The sequence below is a fragment of the Burkholderia sp. AU19243 genome, from assembly GCF_018148075.1.
Lineage (GTDB): Bacteria > Pseudomonadota > Gammaproteobacteria > Burkholderiales > Burkholderiaceae > Burkholderia > Burkholderia latens_A.
Map to the genome: position 1 here is coordinate 65,947 of NZ_JAGSTV010000016.1, position 16,517 is coordinate 82,463.

At 64.9% G+C, this 16,517-nt stretch carries 12 protein-coding genes and 3 pseudogenes; 6 read left to right on the top strand and 9 right to left on the bottom strand.

Features of this window, described 5'->3' with window-relative positions; translation table 11 throughout:
* Positions 1–7: 7 nt before the first annotated feature.
* From KDW55_RS24705 to KDW55_RS24725, 5 genes and pseudogenes are all read right to left on the bottom strand, one after another.
* Positions 8–1,165: pseudogene (locus tag KDW55_RS24705) on the bottom strand (MFS transporter).
* An 83-nt stretch (positions 1,166–1,248) separates the two neighbouring features.
* Positions 1,249–2,439, bottom strand: a complete 1,191-nt coding sequence (locus KDW55_RS24710; protein ID WP_038571392.1) for a M20 aminoacylase family protein — start codon at positions 2,437–2,439, stop codon at positions 1,249–1,251.
* A 78-nt stretch (positions 2,440–2,517) separates the two neighbouring features.
* Positions 2,518–3,852 carry a DUF3100 domain-containing protein gene (locus KDW55_RS24715; protein WP_038571391.1) on the bottom strand — a complete coding sequence of 445 codons (1,335 nt, stop codon included), beginning with the start codon at positions 3,850–3,852 and terminating at the stop codon, positions 2,518–2,520.
* 48 nt (positions 3,853–3,900) lie between these two features.
* Entirely contained in the window at positions 3,901–5,418 is a 1,518-nt protein-coding gene (locus KDW55_RS24720; protein ID WP_059545002.1) for an aldehyde dehydrogenase family protein, read from the bottom strand.
* Between the two features lie 54 nt (positions 5,419–5,472).
* Complete coding sequence (locus KDW55_RS24725) at positions 5,473–6,345, bottom strand: NAD(P)-dependent oxidoreductase (RefSeq protein WP_069242285.1); 873 nt, start codon at positions 6,343–6,345, stop codon at positions 5,473–5,475.
* A 143-nt stretch (positions 6,346–6,488) separates the two neighbouring features.
* Here KDW55_RS24725 and KDW55_RS24730 point away from each other — a divergent pair, with 143 nt between their 5' ends.
* Positions 6,489–7,397, top strand: coding sequence for a LysR family transcriptional regulator (locus tag KDW55_RS24730; protein WP_006753468.1), 909 nt, complete (start codon positions 6,489–6,491; stop codon positions 7,395–7,397).
* Positions 7,398–7,685: 288 nt separating this feature from the next.
* Positions 7,686–8,873 (top strand): GGDEF domain-containing protein, encoded by a 1,188-nt coding sequence (locus tag KDW55_RS24735; RefSeq protein ID WP_212161311.1) that lies wholly within the window; start codon positions 7,686–7,688, stop codon positions 8,871–8,873.
* 16 nt (positions 8,874–8,889) lie between these two features.
* On the opposite strand, the pseudogene KDW55_RS29520 reads toward KDW55_RS24735, so the two are convergent.
* The 4 genes and pseudogenes from KDW55_RS29520 to KDW55_RS24750 all read right to left on the bottom strand — a co-directional run.
* Positions 8,890–9,233: pseudogene (locus KDW55_RS29520) on the bottom strand (phosphohydrolase); the annotation flags it as partial.
* 129 nt (positions 9,234–9,362) lie between these two features.
* The gene (locus KDW55_RS24740) at positions 9,363–9,818 is read right to left on the bottom strand and encodes a carboxymuconolactone decarboxylase family protein (RefSeq protein ID WP_212161312.1); all 456 of its coding nucleotides are present in this window, start codon (positions 9,816–9,818) and stop codon (positions 9,363–9,365) included.
* Positions 9,819–9,842: 24 nt separating this feature from the next.
* Positions 9,843–10,259 carry a cupin domain-containing protein gene (locus KDW55_RS24745; protein WP_069242463.1) on the bottom strand — a complete coding sequence of 139 codons (417 nt, stop codon included), beginning with the start codon at positions 10,257–10,259 and terminating at the stop codon, positions 9,843–9,845.
* 119 nt (positions 10,260–10,378) lie between these two features.
* Positions 10,379–11,788: a PLP-dependent aminotransferase family protein gene (locus KDW55_RS24750; protein ID WP_212161313.1), complete on the bottom strand. Its 1,410-nt coding sequence runs from the start codon at positions 11,786–11,788 to the stop codon at positions 10,379–10,381.
* A 181-nt stretch (positions 11,789–11,969) separates the two neighbouring features.
* Between KDW55_RS24750 and KDW55_RS24755 the strand changes: the two genes are divergently transcribed.
* From KDW55_RS24755 to KDW55_RS24770, 4 genes and pseudogenes are all read left to right on the top strand, one after another.
* Entirely contained in the window at positions 11,970–12,629 is a 660-nt protein-coding gene (locus KDW55_RS24755; protein WP_083253040.1) for an HD domain-containing protein, read from the top strand.
* Between the two features lie 46 nt (positions 12,630–12,675).
* Complete coding sequence (locus KDW55_RS24760; protein ID WP_069242282.1) at positions 12,676–13,398, top strand: SDR family oxidoreductase; 723 nt, start codon at positions 12,676–12,678, stop codon at positions 13,396–13,398.
* A 414-nt stretch (positions 13,399–13,812) separates the two neighbouring features.
* Entirely contained in the window at positions 13,813–15,195 is a 1,383-nt protein-coding gene (locus tag KDW55_RS24765) for an MFS transporter (RefSeq protein WP_212198062.1), read from the top strand.
* A gap of 290 nt (positions 15,196–15,485) precedes the next feature.
* A pseudogene (locus tag KDW55_RS24770) lies at positions 15,486–16,417 on the top strand (MBL fold metallo-hydrolase).
* Positions 16,418–16,517 lie beyond the last annotated feature (100 nt).

Below are 16,517 nucleotides of genomic sequence, written 5' to 3' on the forward strand. Positions count from 1 at the left end.
CTTGGGGTCAGTCCGAAACGCGCGCGGCCGATCGCGTCCGCGCTGGGGCGAGGGCAATGGTCGCGCCACCCTGTATCGCCATGCCGATCGACGTAAGCATCACGGCGGGTGCCACGCGCCCATGCCCGCAGGAGAGTCCGACGAGCAACCCGGCAAGCGGCTGCGTCGCGTTGTTCAGCAGGACGATGACGCCCGTCGTCTTGCCTTAGTCCCGCGGGGGGATGATCGCCTACCGCGCGCTGCGGATGTATACGTTGGACATCTTTTCGAAACCGGCGACGTACATCGCGATCGAACCCGACAGCCTCATCACCAAGCCGCAGGCCGCGATCGCAACGAATGCAACGACACCGAGCCGCACGCGCGATACCTCGATACGCGCGACGAACAGCAGGATCACGACCGTCGCGACGGCACCCACGACCTGCAGCGCGGCGTAGAACCCGCCTGACTGCCGGAACATGCGGGTGACCATGGCAGCCGACGTTGCCAGTGTCGTACCGATCACGAGGTTTTCCGCCGCCGCAAGCATGATCGGCAGCGAGAGCCCCGGCAGCGTGAGGACATGCGTCAGCGCCACGCCGAACGGCGCATACCATGGCCCCGCCACGCGCTCGGGACGCGCGATGCGCGCCGTGCTGGTCCGTTGCCATACAAGCGCCGACATATCCGCCGCGACAAACAGTAACGCCTCGCACGCGACGCCCCATTCCCAGGTGCACAATCCCGGCCGCGCCGCCGCGACGATGGGCCCGAGCACGACGCCCAACTGATCGGCGAGCTGCGAATGGGCCAGCACTTCCTCGACGCGCTGCTGCGGAAGAATCTGCGGCAGCAGCACCTCTCGAGCGACGAGACCCGGGCTCGTGAGCGCACCGCATACGGCGGACAGCGCGATCAGCCAGCTGATTCCGCTCCAGGCGACATAGCCGACGATGCCAATCAGGCAAGCGACAGCCCGGCTGGCCTGGCTCATTCGCAGCACGCGAGGGGATCCGCGGTCGGTCAGTGCACCGCAGATCGGGAAAGCAATGAATCGCGGGAGCGTTTCGATGAAAAAAGCGAGCCCGGACCACGTTGCTTTCTGGGTGTCCTGAAAGACGACGAGCGGTACCAGAAATAGCAGCATCTGGTCTGCAAGACGCGCCAGAAAGAGCGAACCCAGAAAGGCCGGCTAATCGATGCGCATCGCGCGTATGCCCTCGCATGATTGGTGGGAACGCGTCCGAGTATGCGAGCACAGCCTCCCTACCGCCCCAAAACCCGCTCCACCAGCCTCACGAAATAGCTCGCGCCCACGGGCAGCAACGCATCGTTGAAGTCGTAACTCGCGTTATGCAGCAGGCAAGGCCCGCCGCCATGCCCATGCACGCGATGATCGCCCGCCCCATTTCCGAGGAACGCATAACACCCCGGCTTCTCGCGCAGCATGAACGAGAAATCCTCCGCCGCCATGGTCGGATCGACTGCGGCGTTTACGTGCGCGTCGCCCACCAGCTCGCGCATCACCGCCACCGCCACCGCCGTCTGCTCGGCGTCGTTCACGGTAGCCGGATACTGGCGCTGGAAATCCACGTCGCTCTCGCAATCGAAGGCCATGGCCGTTGCGGCCACCACGGCACGCATGCGCGTCTCGATCAGATCGAGCGTCGCATCGGAGAAGGTCCGCACCGTGCCACCGAGCCAGGCATCGGTCGGCACCACGTTCATCGCCTCGCCCGCATGCACCTGCGTAACCGACAGCACCGCGCCGTCGACCGGATTCCGGTTGCGCGTGACGATCCCCTGCAGCGCGCTCAGCACCTGCCCCGCCGCGAACACCGGATCGCGGCCCAGATGCGGCATGGCCGCGTGGCAGCCGGCCCCGCGCAAGTTGATCCGGAACAGGCTGGTCGAGGCCATCAGCGGCCCCGGCCGCACAGCGAAATCGCCGGCCGCGATACCGGGCCAGTTGTGCAGCCCGAACACCGCGTCCACGGGGAAACGCTCGAACAGGCCATCCTCGATCATCGCGCGCGCGCCGCCGCCCGCCTCCTCGGCCGGCTGGAAGAACAGCTGCACGGTGCCGTCGAACTCGCCATGCCGCGCCAGATGACGCGCGGCCCCGAGCAGCATGGCCGTGTGCCCGTCGTGGCCGCAGGCATGCATCGCGCCGGGCACCGTCGAGCGATGCGCGAAGGTGTTGGCCTCCTGCACGGGCAGCGCGTCCATGTCGGCGCGCAAGCCGATGGCGCGCGGGCTGCTGCCGCGCTTCAAGGTGCCGACCACGCCGGTACGGCCGACGCCACGCGTGACGGCATAGCCCCATTGCTCGAGCCACGCGGCGACGAGCTCTGCAGTGCGGAACACGTCGTAGCCGACCTCGGGATGGGCATGGATATCGCGGCGTATTGCCGTCAGTTCGTCGGCGTGCGCGACGATGGAATCGATCAGTTTCATGCGGATGGGAACGCTTTGTCGGTCGTCGCGGCACGGCGGCGGGCCCGTCCATGCCGCCCGCCGCCGTGCCGCGAGGCATCAGATATGGAACAGTTGCGCCACCAGAGTCGCGCCGATGAACGTGCCGGCATTGGCCACGAAGGACACCAGCACGATGCGCCAGCCGAGCCTGCGGAAGGCCGGGATGTCCTTGGCGATCGACAGCCCCGCGAACACCAGCATCGGCGTCGTCACCCCGAGGAAATCGTTGTGCGAGCTGAGCGCGGCGATCTGCGAAGCCCACGGCGACCACGGCGAGGTCAGGAACATCGCCACGACCGATACCCAGCAGACCGCCGGAATCCGCCGCCCCGTCACGCTCGCCAACGCATCGCCGACGATCGTCGCGCACACCATGATCGCGATTCCCGGCAGTCCCGCCAGCGGCGTGGTGCCATGGGCGATCCAGTCGCACACCAGCGCCATCGCGGCCGTCACGATCCAGGCCAGCAGCTTGCCGCCGTAGCCGAGCGCGGGCGCCTCGGTCCGCACGTCACCCAGCGACGGGCTGGCCGCCTCGGGCTGCGCCGATGCCTTCGTGGTGCGGCCGATCAGCGGCTCCAGCACGCGATAGCCCCAGACTGCGAGCGGCAGCGAGATGAACAGCGTGAAGTAGGTGCCGATGGTGGTGGTAATCAGGTTGCTGGCCGCGGCGAACGCGAGCACCGATTTCGCCGTCTCCGGGTCCTGCTGCGCGGCGATCGCGCCCGAGGCGGCCGCCATCATGCTGCCCGAACCGACACCCGAGCCCATCGCCAGCGCGAGCGGATCGAAGATGCCGAGGCTGCTCACGAAACCCGCGAACACGGCAATGAACACCGCACCGAACACGGTGCCGGTCAGATACTCGGCCAGCACGCCGCGCCCCTCGGCCGAATCCATGCCGTACTTCTCGCCGATGATCGCCAGGCTCGGCTCGCGGCCCACCGAAAACGTCGCGCCGATCGCCTCGCGCTTGATGCCGAGCAGCAACGCGAGCGGCAGGCCGAGCAGGATGGTGCCGACGAAGTGGCCGAATTCCTGGAAGGCCAGCGCCCAGCCGGCCGACGCCAGCTTCGGCAGCGCGCTGCCCACCATCAGCCCGAGCTTGGAGACAAACAGCAGCAGCGCCGGCTGCAGGATCGCGGCCGCGAAGAACTGGTCGGGTACGCTCAGGCGCGCGCTGCTGTTCCAGCGCGCGCTGGCCAGCCCCACCGCGGCGCCGAGCAGCAGCGCCCAGATCATCGGCAGCAGCACGACCTTGCCGGGCCCGAGCTTGAACGTGAACGAGCCGATCCATTCGGCGACCAGAAGGATGCCGGCCGCGTAAAGCAGGACCTTGGCGGTGGCCGCGCCGCCAAGCTCGCGGCGCTCGATACCCAGTGCGTGTTCCATGACGAGTCTCCCCTTGAAGCCCGGCTGCCGTCGAATGTGGGCCGGTGGTTACAGATAACCGAATGCGGTGGCCGGCGCTTCGGCCGTCTCGACCCATACGCTCTTGGTCTGCGTGTATTCGTACAGTGCCTCGACCCCGCTCGAGCGGCCGTAGCCGCTCATGCCGTAGCCGCCGAACGGGGAAGCCACGTTGATGGTCTTGTAGCCGTTGACCCAGAAGGTGCCGGCATTCACCTGCGCGGCCACACGATGCGCACGCGCCACGTCGGTCGTCCAGGCCGCACCGGCCAGGCCGAAGTCGGTGTCGTTGGCGATCGCGATCGCCTCCTCCTCGGTGTCGAACGGGATGGCGGCCGCCACCGGCCCGAAGATCTCGGTGCGCGCAACCTCCATCGAGTTAGACACGCCGGTCAACACGGTCGGCGCGACGAAGTAGCCGCCGCGGCCTTCCCCGACGCGCTCGGCCGAGCCGCATGCGAGCGTGGCGCCAGCCGCCACGCCGCTCTCGATCATCGACATCACGTGGTCATACTGTTTGCGATTGTTGATCGGGCCTACCTCGGTCGCCTCGTCGAGCGGTGCGCCGACACGGATCTTCTTCGCGCCGGCCGCCACCATCGCGACGAATTCGTCGTAGACGGCGCGCTGCACCAGCAGACGCGAGCCGGCCACGCAACTCTGGCCCGCGCCGGCGAAGATCGCGGCCTGGGCGGTCAGCGCGGCGCGCTTGAGATCGGCATCCGCGAACACGATATTGGCCGACTTGCCGCCCAGCTCCAGCACGCACGGCAGTACGCGGCGCGCGGCGGCCTCGGCGATGCGCGCACCGGTCGCCGGCGAACCGACGAACACCACCTTGCTGACCACGCGATGCGCGATCGCGGCCTGCCCCGCGGTATGGCCGAAGCCAGCCAGCACGTTGACCAGGCCACGCGGCAGCCCGGCCCGCTCGCCGAGCCGGGCGACCGCCAGCGACGTGAAGGGTGTCAGCTCCGAGGGCTTGAGCAGCACGCCGTTGCCCATCGCCACCGCGGGCGCCACCTGCCAGCCGCAGGTGAACACCGGCGCGTTCCAGGGCGTGATCTGCAGCACCACGCCGGCCGGCTCGCGGCGCGTGTAGTTGAGGTGCGAGGTCGGCACCGGGATCACGCTGCCGTAGAACTTGTCGGTCCAACCCGCGTAGTACTCAAACATCTCGGCGACCTTGCCTACCTCGCCGCGGCAGTCGCGAATCGGCTTGCCCGAGCCGAGCGCCTCCAGCCGCGCGATCGCCTCGGCCTCGGCGCGGACCGCGCGCGCCACTTCCTGCATCACGCGACCGCGCGCGGCATGCGTCAGCGCCCACCATTCGCGCTGCGCGCGGCGCGCACTTTCGGCGGCATGGTCGATCACGGCTGCGCCGGCGTCGCGGTAGGCGAGCGTGGCTTCGCCCGTCGCCGCATCGTAAAGCTGGATCGTATCGCCCTGGCCGGCGACGAGCTCGCCGTCGATATACGAGCCGATCGCGGAGGCACCGGGAAAGAACTGCGCGAAGGCGGCGAGCAACTGGTCTGCGTGCTGGGTCATGTTGGGTTTCCGTATGGGTGGGTCGAACGGGATCGTGGCGCGGGCTGCCCGCCCTCAAGCGGGGTCGAGGAAGTCGACGATGCGGTTGAAGTCCTCGCCGTCGGCGACGGATAACTCGCTGGCAGCCCACACGCGCGCCGCCTCGCGCGCCACCGGCGCGACGCTGTCGAACTGGTCGAGCAGCCCCAGCGCGAGCCGCACGTCCTTGCGCATCAGTTTCATGGTGAAACCGGAGTCGAACTTGCCATTGAAGATCCAGGTCGGGTAGTTGGTCAGCGTCGCGCTGTTGCGCCCGGAGCCGCCGTTGAGCGCTTCGACCAGCTTTTCCGGATCGACACCGGCCGCGCGCGCGGTGCGCACTGCCTCGCTGGCGACGAGCAGGTGCACGCCGGTCAGCAGATTGTTGAGCAGCTTGGTGACGTGGCCGGCGCCCACCGGGCCCACGTGCACGCGCTTGGCGCTGATCACCGAGAGGACCGGCTCGACGGCCGCGATATCGCTGTCCGAGCCGCCCAGCACCATGGTCATGGTGGCAGTGGCCGCGCCCTTCGGGCCGCCGCTCACCGGCCCGTCGACGAAGCCGATGCCGCGCGCGGCCAGCGCCGCCGCCACGCGCCGCGTGCTGTCCGGATCGGCCGTGGTGGTGTCGATCACGATGCTGCCCGGCCTCGCGTTCTCGAGTACGCCGCCCGCACCGACCACCACCGCCTCGACCACCGCTGAAGTCGGCAGCGACAGCAGCAGCACGTCGGCATCGCGGGCGACCTCGGCCACCGAATCGCGCGCCGACAGGACCTCCTGTTCGGCCAGCCCGCGCGCCACGCCCGGCGCCGCGTCGTAGCCCAGCACCGTGTAGCCGCCGCGCCGCAGCGAACCCGCCATGCCGCGCCCCATGTTGCCCAGACCGATCACGCCCACCGTTTTCATCCGACGACTCCCGATAGCTGTTGGTTCGAGGGCGGCGCGTCAACTTGCGCCCGCCTTGCATGACAACGATCTTCGGGCCGGCGAACCGTATAATCAATCAACGCCAATATTGAGATTGTTCTATTTTTTAGAACGCCACGATCATGAGCGACACCCTTACCGACAGCCGGATCGTCTATTTCTACGAGGCCGTGCGCTGCGGCACGATCCGCGCCGCGGCCGACTGGCTGGACGTGGCGCCCTCGGCCGTGAGCCGCCAGATCGGGTTGCTGGAGAAAGAACTCGACGCCACGCTGGTGGAGCGCCACGCGCGCGGCGTGACGCCCACCGACGCAGGACGCTGCGTGATCGAGTATTTCCGCGAGCAGCTCGCGCACCGCGACGACCTGATCTCGCGCCTGCAAGAGTTGCGCGGGCTCAAGACCGGGCAGGTCAGCCTCGTGCTCGGCGAGGGGTTCGTCTCGGATCTGTTGGCCGGGCCGATGCAGCAGTTCTGCCGGCAGTTCCCCGGGATCCGCGTCAACCTCGACGTGGGCAGCACCAACGACGTGATCCGCAAAATCTCTAACGACGAGGGCGAGATCGGCCTCGTCTACAACCCGCCCGCCGAACCCAAGCTCGTGTCGCGCGCGTCGAAGCGGCAGCCGATGATGGCAATCGTCGGCCCCGATTTCCCTCGCCGCAGCCACAAGGTGCTGACGGTGCAGCAACTCGCGACCTACCCGCTGGCGGCGACTCACCCGTCGTACGGCACGCGGCAGATGATGGAGGCCGTGGAATATGCCGAGCGCGTGCGTCTAGCGCCGATCATCACCACCAATTCCTTCGCGATCCTGAAGGAGTTCGTGAAATCGGGACTCGGCATCTCGGTGATGCCGGCCTTCGCGGTGGCTGCCGAACTGCAGGCCAAGGAGCTGTTCGCGATCGAGATCGCGCATCCGATCCTAGAGAACGCCGAGGCGCACATGGTCACGCGCGTGGGTCGCAAGCTGTCGGTGGCCGCCAATAAGATGCTGCAGATGATGACGGGGCAGATGCGGGCGTTTCGTTAGGGACTGGCGTGGGCCGTGCCGCTGGTCCTGCTCGCGACGCAAGGGCGGGCGGAGAGACGGTTTCACAAAACCCGCCGGTTCCGCTGCAAGGGGTTCCAGCGAACCGAGCAACAACCGAGCTTGCCCCTCATCGCCGCTCACGGCGCCTGGACGGCCCCGTCAGACCCGGGGGTTTACGGCGCATGCGGTCAAGTCCGGACTTTTTTCAAGAATTCGACTCGTCTGCCGTTATCTCGGTATTCCCTCAACCTCTCCTCGTCATGGCGGGGACTCGCCTTGGCGTCGGCAATGACAGTCGATCTAGCTACCCTCTACCTGCTGGCGATCGGAACCTTGCTTGCCAGTTCCGCCATGACGTACTGGGAACATATTTCACATCCCAAGCGCGGCAACGAACTGCGAATGCTGGCGATCGGATATGCGGCACTCGGAGGCGGCTGCGCGCTCGCGACATTTCGGCGCGAACTGCTGGGTGCCGCTGGCGCCGCCGTGAGCAACCTCGTGATTCTGGGTGGCTATTTGCTCGTTCTACATGCCGTCGCCATGTTCAACGGCCGACGGTATGTCAGAAGCTCAACGGGTTTGCTTCTCTTGATGGGGCTGACATGGACGGCCTCTACAGCATCCTCTCAGACGGCCATTTGGCTCTATGTCAGCGCAATCCCGATCGCGCTCGTCTCCGCCATGACGGCCCTCGAGCTCACCCGATGCGATGGCATTCCAGCGGTTCAATCCCGACGCGTCGCGGTGGTCGTGACGGGAATCCACGCATTGTTCTATGCCACCAGAGCGTTCGCCCTGCCATGGCTGATCTCGGTTTTTGGCGCGGGCGCACAATCAATTGCCAGCAAAATCACCATGTACGAGGGAGTCCTTTATTCCGTTATTTTGCCGATGACGTTGCTCCGCCTGACACGGGAAGAAATTCATGGCGAGCTCTTGCAGGAGTCCCGTACCGATTACTTGACTCGCCTGGGTAATCGCCGGCTTTTTTTCGAAGAGGGAGAGCGGGTTATCCACGAGCACGGGATGCGTCGGCTACCTGTCACGCTCCTTGCATTTGATCTTGATCAATTCAAGAGAATCAACGATCGCTTCGGGCACAAAACCGGCGACGAGGTATTGAAGTCATTCGCGGATACGGTTCGATCCGTTGTCGACGCAGAGACGAGCGGGGTTCTTGCGCGCATCGGCGGAGAAGAATTCGCTGCGCTGCTGCCAAGTTACGACACCCACCGCGCAAGAACGGTGGCAGAGACCGTCGCAAACCGGTTCGCGGCGATATCGCATGGCGCTGACGGCAATCGCTTCCGCGCTACCGTAAGCATTGGTCTGGCCGAGTCGGATCGTGAGACGGCTTCGCTTACCCACCTGCTCTCGGTTGCCGACCAGGCGCTGTATCGAGCAAAATCGCTCGGCGGCAATCGGCTCGTCCACGCAACGGACGAACACACCGGACACGCCGCAGTATTTTGAAAGAATGGATACTTTTCGGCTCGACTCCGGGTATCTCAATCGCGTCCCATACCAGACCATTCTCGTCGTCAGGAATGCGATGATTCTTAAGGAAACGTCGAGCGGCGTTCGCGCTATCGACCTCGAACCGGTTCCGGGACGTGCATAGCTGCTCTGTAAGTCCGGGGTCATGGAACATCGCACCGATGTAGAGAAGTTCCGGGTCCTATTTCAACTGCAGTCGCTCTCCCGTCAAAGCGCCAAAAAGAAACACCAGGGTAGAGCGACGGAAAAGCAGATCTGACTGCGTGTCTCGAGTGAGTTCGCTCGAAACCGCGCCATCGCGCTGTCGGAAATCTTGATGCCGGCAAGGATCGTCATATCGATAACTCGGAAGATACAGACTCGTGCTGCGCCTATCCATAGAGCCCGGAGCATTGCTTTGGATCATTGGGCGCAGCTTATGCCAAAACGAGCAAATTTTTACGGTATACACACACATCAGGCGCTTTACTGCTCCATCACGGCTTGAGGTGTGTTTCGGAAGCTGATCGCCATCCGGTTATAGGTATTCATCAGACCCACTGCGATGGTCAGGTCAACCAGTTCGCGTTCGTTGAACGCGGCGCGTGCAGCCTCGTAGGACGCGTTCGGCACGCCGGTTTGCGCGACCAGCGTGACCGATTCGGCCCAGGCGAGTGCCGCACGTTCGCGCTCGTCGAACAGATGGCCTGCTTCCCTCCATGCCTGCACGAGCGCCAGCTTTTCAACCTGCACGCCCTTTTTCAGCAGGTCGCGCGTATGCATGTCGAGGCAATAGGCGCAGTTGTTAATCTGCGAGACGCGCAGGTAGACAAGGTCGACGAGGACCGGCGGCAGGTCGCTTTGCATGACGTAGCCATAGACGTGACCCAGGGCTTTGACGCCCGCGGGCGCAATCTGCGTGTAATCGAGACGCTTGCTCATGAGGTAGCTCCTTGAGGCGGTGGTTTACTGGATGGGACTGGTCAGGCGTTTGTCAGTGCTGTCCGCAACGAAAACGGCAAGCAACTTTGCGGGCCTTGTTTTGCTCGCGTTGCGGCTGATGCGATGAACCGCGCCGGGCTCCTCGAAAAAGCTCTCGCCGGCATGGTAGATACGGGTTGGATCGCCATCGACCTGTGACTCGATCTCGCCCGCGACCACGTAGGCATAGACGAAAGCCGAGCCCGCGTGCCTGTGCACGGGCGACGCCGCACCAGGTGCATAGTCAACGACGACAGCGGTCAAGGACTTGCCCGCGATGTTGGGAATGGAGTGCTGAAAGTTTGGTGTGACAGTTTCTGCCGTGCCATGCGCAACGGCCGGCACGGCTATCCCGAAGGCCACGACCGCGCATGCTGTTCCTACAATCGATTGAATGTTCATGGGTATCAGGCTCCTTTGTGTCTCTGCATTGTCGAGCGACATGCGGGTACCCAAAAGCACCAGGAATGAACATTTTCAATGTACCAAGAGGCGACGGGAGAGCTGGCGCCGTTTGTCCGTTAGTGGCGTCCGAGAATGAGCTCCAGCAGGCGCGAACAATTGGCCGCCAGGGTTCTCTCATCCAGGTTGGTCACACCGAGTAGCAGCCCCTGCTGCGCCGACTTGCTCGTGTACCAGGGTGAGAGAGGAACTGGGGCCAACCCGAAAGCTCGGGCTCGCGCGGCGACATCGAGATCCGATACGGACGGGGGAAGTGCGACCACGACAGTCATTCCTGCGGCGGCCTGCACTTTCATCGAATCCGAGCCCAGGTCCTTCAGACAACGAACCAGCGCTTGCTGTCGGGCGGCGTAAAGACGCTTCATTCGCCGCAGATGGCGAAGGTAGTGCCCGTCATGCATGAACTCGGTCACGGCGTGCTGCTCGGATGCGGCCGGGGCAGGCGCCAGACACGCTGCGACGTCGCCAAAGCGGCGCACCATATCCGGCGGGACTACGAGAAATCCAAGGCGCAGTGCTGGACTGATCGTCTTGCTAAAGGTGCCGATGTGCAGCACTCGCCCGTCCTGATCGAGCGAGGCAAGCGCCGGGGCGGCGCGTCCTTTCAACTGCAGCTCGCCGAGATAATCGTCCTCGACAATCCAGGCGTCGTGTTGTTTGGCCCAGCCTAAGAGCGAAATCCGTCGGGCGAGCGACATCGTCATACCGAGCGGAGCCTGCTGGCCGGGCGTTACTACCGCCAGTGCCGCTTTGGGCGCGAACCGGATGCCTGCGTGGATATCGAACCCGTCCGCGTCCACAGGGACCCCTGCCACGGTCATGCCGGCCAGCTCGAGCGCCGTGCGCGTGAGCGGAAAGCCCGGATCTTCCATCCAGGCTTGTCGACCTTCTAGGCGCAGGCCCCGAATCGCCAGATTGAGCGATCCGGAGAAACCTGCCGCGACAAAGACCTGGGAGGGACTGCATCTAAGTCCACGGGAGACGCCAAGATACGCCGCGATCTCCTGTCGCAACTCCGGATCGCCGCGCGGATCGGGGTAGCAGACAGGAGCCGCTGCCGCCCGGCGTGCCGCGCGCGCCTGAATGCGCGACCAGAGCTTAAACGGAAAGGCGTCTTGGGAAGGCACGCCCATTTGAAAGGCCAAAGGCGCCGCGCTGAAGTCGTAGAAAAGATCCGGCAGCGGCGGCGCCTCCGGCGACCATCCGGTCGCTGCCGCCAAAGGCCGCGCGGTTACCCGGGTGCCGGCCGCCCCAAGGCCGATCGCGAACTGCTCGTCGATCAGCCGTTCATACGCGGCCCGCACAGTGCCCCGTGACACGCCGAGCTGCGTGGCGAGATCCGACCAAGACGGCAGCCTCGCGCCAGCGGCAAGCTGCCCCGATTCGATCGCGTCCCGGATCGATCCGTAAATTTGTGCCGATAGCGAGGTGCGGCCGGCGCGATCGAGGCCAATGGAGAGCGTTGTCATGGGGGCGATAGTACATTCGGATTGCTCGATCTTGGGCCTGTTTCATAACCCACGCGAAGCGTAACTTCCTCGGTGTAACGCCGCCGGTCAGTTTCGGCGCGGAACCGACCGCCCACATGAGGCGGTCGGCAAGCCAAGCGTAGCGCGGGAAGCGCACGCTCTTGACAGCTGAGGTCACCCGATGAAGCAGAATAAAACAGCGCCGGCGAGCGACATGCTCGGCGTCGTCATTCCCGACAGCCAGCTCGCGCGCGAGGTCGCGCAGCTCATTCGCGACACGGAAAGCGAATTACTGTTCAATCACTCGACGCGCGTCTACCTCTGGGGCGCACTGCTAGGAAAACGAAATGGCGTCGCCTTCGACCCGGAACTGCTCTACGTTGCGTCCATGTTCCACGATATCGGTTTGACTTCGTCCTATCGCGAAAGTGAACTTCGTTTCGAAGTAGACGGCGCCAACGCCGCGCGTGATTTTCTGCGCAGCCATCATGTTGACGAGGCTGACGTGGCAAAGGTATGGACCGCTGTGGCGCTCCATACGACGCCGGGCATTCCCGAGCACATGCACGGCGAGATCGCGCTGGTGCAAGCTGGAGCTGGAATGGACGTGGCAGGACGGGACTTCGATGCGTTTACCGAGGAACAGCGCGCGGCGGTGGTCGCGGCTTATCCTCGCGGCACCGATTTCGCCGGAAAGATAATCGACGCGTTCTACGACGGCATGAAGCATCGACCGGGCACCACCTTTGGCACATTCAACGACGATTTTCTGGCGCACAAGGACCCTAGCTTCGAGCGCGCGAACCTGTGCAGCATCATTCTGAATTCCCGGTGGGGCTGACCGGCCTCTCCCACGAGTACAGTCCCAAATCTATAGGATTCTCGTAATGCTCAAACGTACGTTTTTGGTCACGGGCGCCAGCAAGGGTATCGGGCGCGCGTTGTCACACCGGCTTGCTGCCGACGGACACCATGTCATCGGTCTCGCACGCGGAGCCGACGACCCAAGCTTCCCTGGCACACTGGTTTCCGTCGATCTGACCGATCGCGATGCTACGACACGCACGTTGGAGCGGCTGGTCGGACGTTATACGTTCGACGGCGTCGTAAACAACGCAGGGTTTGTCCGTCTGGCCGCCGTTGAAGCGGTTGATCTCGACGATCTCGAAGCGTCTTTCCGCCACAATCTCACCTCAGCCGTGCAGACCGTGCAAGCGCTGCTACCCGGTATGCGGAACCGCGGATGGGGGCGAGTCGTCAATCTCTCCAGTCTCGTCGTGCTCGGCGTCGCCAATCGCACGGCCTACGCGGCGGCTAAAGCCGCGATGATGAGCTTTACGCGCACCTGGGCGCTGGAACTCGCGCAGACCGGCATTACGGTCAATGCCGTTGCGCCCGGGCCTACCGAGACCGAGTTGTTCCGGCAGAACACGCCCGTCGGCAGCGAAGCGGAACAGCGCTTTCTGTCGCTTGTTCCGATGAAGCGATTCGGCAAGCCTGAGGAGCTGGCGGCGGCCGCGGCGTTCCTTTTGTCAGAGGATGCAGGCTTTATCACTGGACAGACCTTGTTCGTCGACGGTGGCGCATCGGTGGGCAAGGCGGCGTTCTGATAAGGTTCCAAGCGGTAACATCGGATCCCAGTTCGTGGAACATGTTGGAGTTCGTTTTTGGCAGAGACTATCGGCTACATACGGTTGGATGGAAGGCATTTCAGGGCCTGTGCCTTGCCGTGGCGCAAGAATGCCTGAAGCGTCCCGTGCAGCGTTTCCTAGGCGGCGGCAACTGACCGATTTGTACGTACGTACCGACCGCCAGCGTGTTCGCCACGGCAGGCAGACAACGTTCAGCACTCGTCCAATTCGACCGTCAATTCAACGGTAACGCCCGCGTGCGGACCGCCCCTCGACGGCACGGGAAAACCCCGATCTCCACATCGTCCTATGACATCGGGCGTCGCTAATTGGCGGGATTACTTTGATCCTCGTCGGCGCCCGCCCGGGCGCATGCTGATAACGAGGACCCCCATGCGATACGTGCCATCGTGGACTTCCGTTTCCGCCGCCGCGTCCGTTCCGGACGAGACGGCTTCCCGCGGCGACGAGCCGCACAGCCTCCCGCGCGTCGCAATCGCGGCCGCTGCGCTCGGCAACGCGACAGAATGGTTCGATTACGGGATTTACGCGTACGGACTGGCAGACATTTCCGCCGCGCTGTTTCCCGGCAACACGGCCAGCGCGACGCTGTTCGCGCTCGGCACCTTCGCGATCTCGTTCCTGATCCGCCCGCTCGGCGGGTTGTTCTGGGGCCCGCTCGGCGACCGCTTCGGCCGCAAGCGCGTGCTCGCGCTGACCGTCCTCACGATGTCCGGCGCAACGCTGCTCGTCGGCTTGCTGCCCACCTACGCGAGCGCCGGCTGGCTCGCGCCCGCGGCATTGATCGTGCTCCGGATGATCCAGGGCTTCTCGACCGGCGGCGAGTACGGCGGCGCGGCGACTTTCATCGCCGAATACGCACCGGATTCGCGGCGCGGCCTGTGCGGCAGCTTCCTAGAATTCGCGACACTCGCCGGCTTCTCGCTCGGCGCGCTGCTGATGCTCGGCTTCGCGCTGCTGCTCGGCGATTCGGCAATGCATGCATGGGGCTGGCGCCTGCCGTTCCTCGTCGCGGCCCCGCTCGGGCTAATCGGTTGCTACCTGCGCTCGCGACTCGAGGAAACGCCGGTGTTCCGCGAACTCGAGGAAGAAGCACACCGCCGCGAACAGGCCGCGCCGACCGTGCTGCCGATCGGTCAGCTGCTGGTCCGCTACGCACGGCCGCTGGTACTGCTCGGCGGGCTCGTCGTCGCGTTGAACGTCGTCAATTACGTGCTGCTCGCGTACATGCCGACCTACATGCACAAGGAACTCGGCGTCAGCGAGAACATGTCGCTGCTGATTCCGCTGATCGGCATGCTCGCGATGATGATCCTGCTGCCGTTCGCCGGCTGGCTGTCGGATCGCGTCGGCCGCAAGGCGATGTGGTGGGTCTCGCTCGTCGGGCTGTTCGTCGCGGCCGTGCCGATGTTCACGCTGATGACGCACGGCGTGCTCGGCGCCTTCGTCGGCTTCGCTGTGCTCGGGCTGCTCTACGTGCCGCAGCTCGCGACCATTTCGGCGATGTTTCCCGCGATGTTCCCGACGCACGTGCGGTATGCGGGCATGGCGATCGCGTACAACGTGTCGACGTCGCTGTTCGGCGGCACCGCGCCGATCGTCAATGACTGGTTGATCGGGAAGACCGGCAACACGATGATTCCCGCGTATTACATGATGGCGGCGTGTGCGGTCGGGCTGGTCGCGCTGTCGGCGGTAATCGAAACGCGCGGGTGCTCGCTGCGCGGCGAGACGCTCCCGGGACAGCCGGGCTGACACGCAACGGGACTGCGCCTGCGGTCCCATAAATGGCATCCCCTGCGTCGCCCGCGGTCCGGCAACGGATCCGCGGGCGATGTGCATGTGGATGCCTACCCGCCGGCGGATTGGTGTCGCGAGGGCAACACGATGTTCGCAAGCGCAGCGCTTCAGGCGTGCGTCGAGCGTCCCTACAATCGCCGACATGCTCGATCGGCATGCGCGCGACACGCGTTGCGCCATCGCGCTCGCGACCCGCGCTGCAGCGCAGCGCGGAAGCCCCCACTCGATGAAGAGGAAAACCGAACATGAACGAAACAACCCGCAACGTGCGGCCGGTCACGACCCGCCTGGGCAATGAACGGGCTGGCGAACTCGTCCATCCCGCTATGCAGTGCGCATCGGCGACGTCGACGTCGTGCTGATCAGCGACGGCGTTCTGCCACTGCCGACTTCCACGATGTCCACCAACGTGAGCGAAGCGGACCGCAACGAATGGTTCGACGGACGATTCCTGCAACGCGACATGTTCGACTGGGCGCTCAATATCGCGCTTGTTCGCGCCGGCGATCGCCTGATCCTGATCGACTCCGGCGTAGGCGACGGCTTCGAATACTTCACGCGCGCAGGGCGTGCAGTGATGCGTCTGGAATCCGTGGGGATCGATCTCGCCGCGATCACCGACATCGTGATCACTCACCTGCACATGGATCACGTCGGCGGGCTGAATGTCGACGGCGTCAAGGCCCGGCTGAGTCCGGACGTGCGCATTCACGTGTCGGCCGCGGAGCTGGCGTTCTGGAAGAACCCGGACTTCAGCAAGACGGTGATGCCGGAAGCCGTTCCGCCCGCACTGCGCAAGGCGGCGGCCCGATTCGTGGACCTGTATCGCGAGCACATCGTGCCGTTCGACCGCATCGCGGAAGTTGCGGCCGGCGTATCCGCGCGCGTGACCGGCGGCCACACCCCGGGACACTGCGTCGTCGATATCGCATCGCAAGGCGAAAAACTGACGTTTGCGGGCGACGCGATTTTCGAAGTGAACTTCGACCATCCCGACTGGCAAAACGGCTTCGAGCACGATCCGCAAGCGGCCACCGACGTCCGGATCGCACTGTTCAGCGAAGCCGCCGACACCGGCGCGCTGCTGGCCGCGGCGCATGTCGCGTTCCCTTCGATAGGACACGTGGCGCGGAACGGCGACGGCTTCCGCTTCGTTCCAGTCGTGTGGGATTACTGATCGATGCGGGGCACGCAGCGGGCGGCGCGCGAGCCGTATTTTGACGATGTTCGAGCGATCGCCGTCGTTCTTGTAGCGATGTTGATACGTCGTGGCAGGT

What these genes read in the sequence shown, in the direction of transcription:
- KDW55_RS24710 (WP_038571392.1), bottom strand. Translation starts at nt 2,439, where the DNA reads ATGAAACTGATCGATTCCATCGTCGCGCACGCCGACGAACTGACGGCA.
- KDW55_RS24715 (WP_038571391.1), bottom strand. Translation starts at nt 3,852, where the DNA reads ATGGAACACGCACTGGGTATCGAGCGCCGCGAGCTTGGCGGCGCGGCC.
- KDW55_RS24720 (WP_059545002.1), bottom strand. Translation starts at nt 5,418, where the DNA reads ATGACCCAGCACGCAGACCAGTTGCTCGCCGCCTTCGCGCAGTTCTTT.
- KDW55_RS24725 (WP_069242285.1), bottom strand. Translation starts at nt 6,345, where the DNA reads ATGAAAACGGTGGGCGTGATCGGTCTGGGCAACATGGGGCGCGGCATG.
- KDW55_RS24730 (WP_006753468.1), top strand. Translation starts at nt 6,489, where the DNA reads ATGAGCGACACCCTTACCGACAGCCGGATCGTCTATTTCTACGAGGCC.
- KDW55_RS24735 (WP_212161311.1), top strand. Translation starts at nt 7,686, where the DNA reads ATGACAGTCGATCTAGCTACCCTCTACCTGCTGGCGATCGGAACCTTG.
- KDW55_RS24740 (WP_212161312.1), bottom strand. Translation starts at nt 9,818, where the DNA reads ATGAGCAAGCGTCTCGATTACACGCAGATTGCGCCCGCGGGCGTCAAA.
- KDW55_RS24745 (WP_069242463.1), bottom strand. Translation starts at nt 10,259, where the DNA reads ATGAACATTCAATCGATTGTAGGAACAGCATGCGCGGTCGTGGCCTTC.
- KDW55_RS24750 (WP_212161313.1), bottom strand. Translation starts at nt 11,788, where the DNA reads ATGACAACGCTCTCCATTGGCCTCGATCGCGCCGGCCGCACCTCGCTA.
- KDW55_RS24755 (WP_083253040.1), top strand. Translation starts at nt 11,970, where the DNA reads ATGAAGCAGAATAAAACAGCGCCGGCGAGCGACATGCTCGGCGTCGTC.
- KDW55_RS24760 (WP_069242282.1), top strand. Translation starts at nt 12,676, where the DNA reads ATGCTCAAACGTACGTTTTTGGTCACGGGCGCCAGCAAGGGTATCGGG.
- KDW55_RS24765 (WP_212198062.1), top strand. Translation starts at nt 13,813, where the DNA reads ATGCGATACGTGCCATCGTGGACTTCCGTTTCCGCCGCCGCGTCCGTT.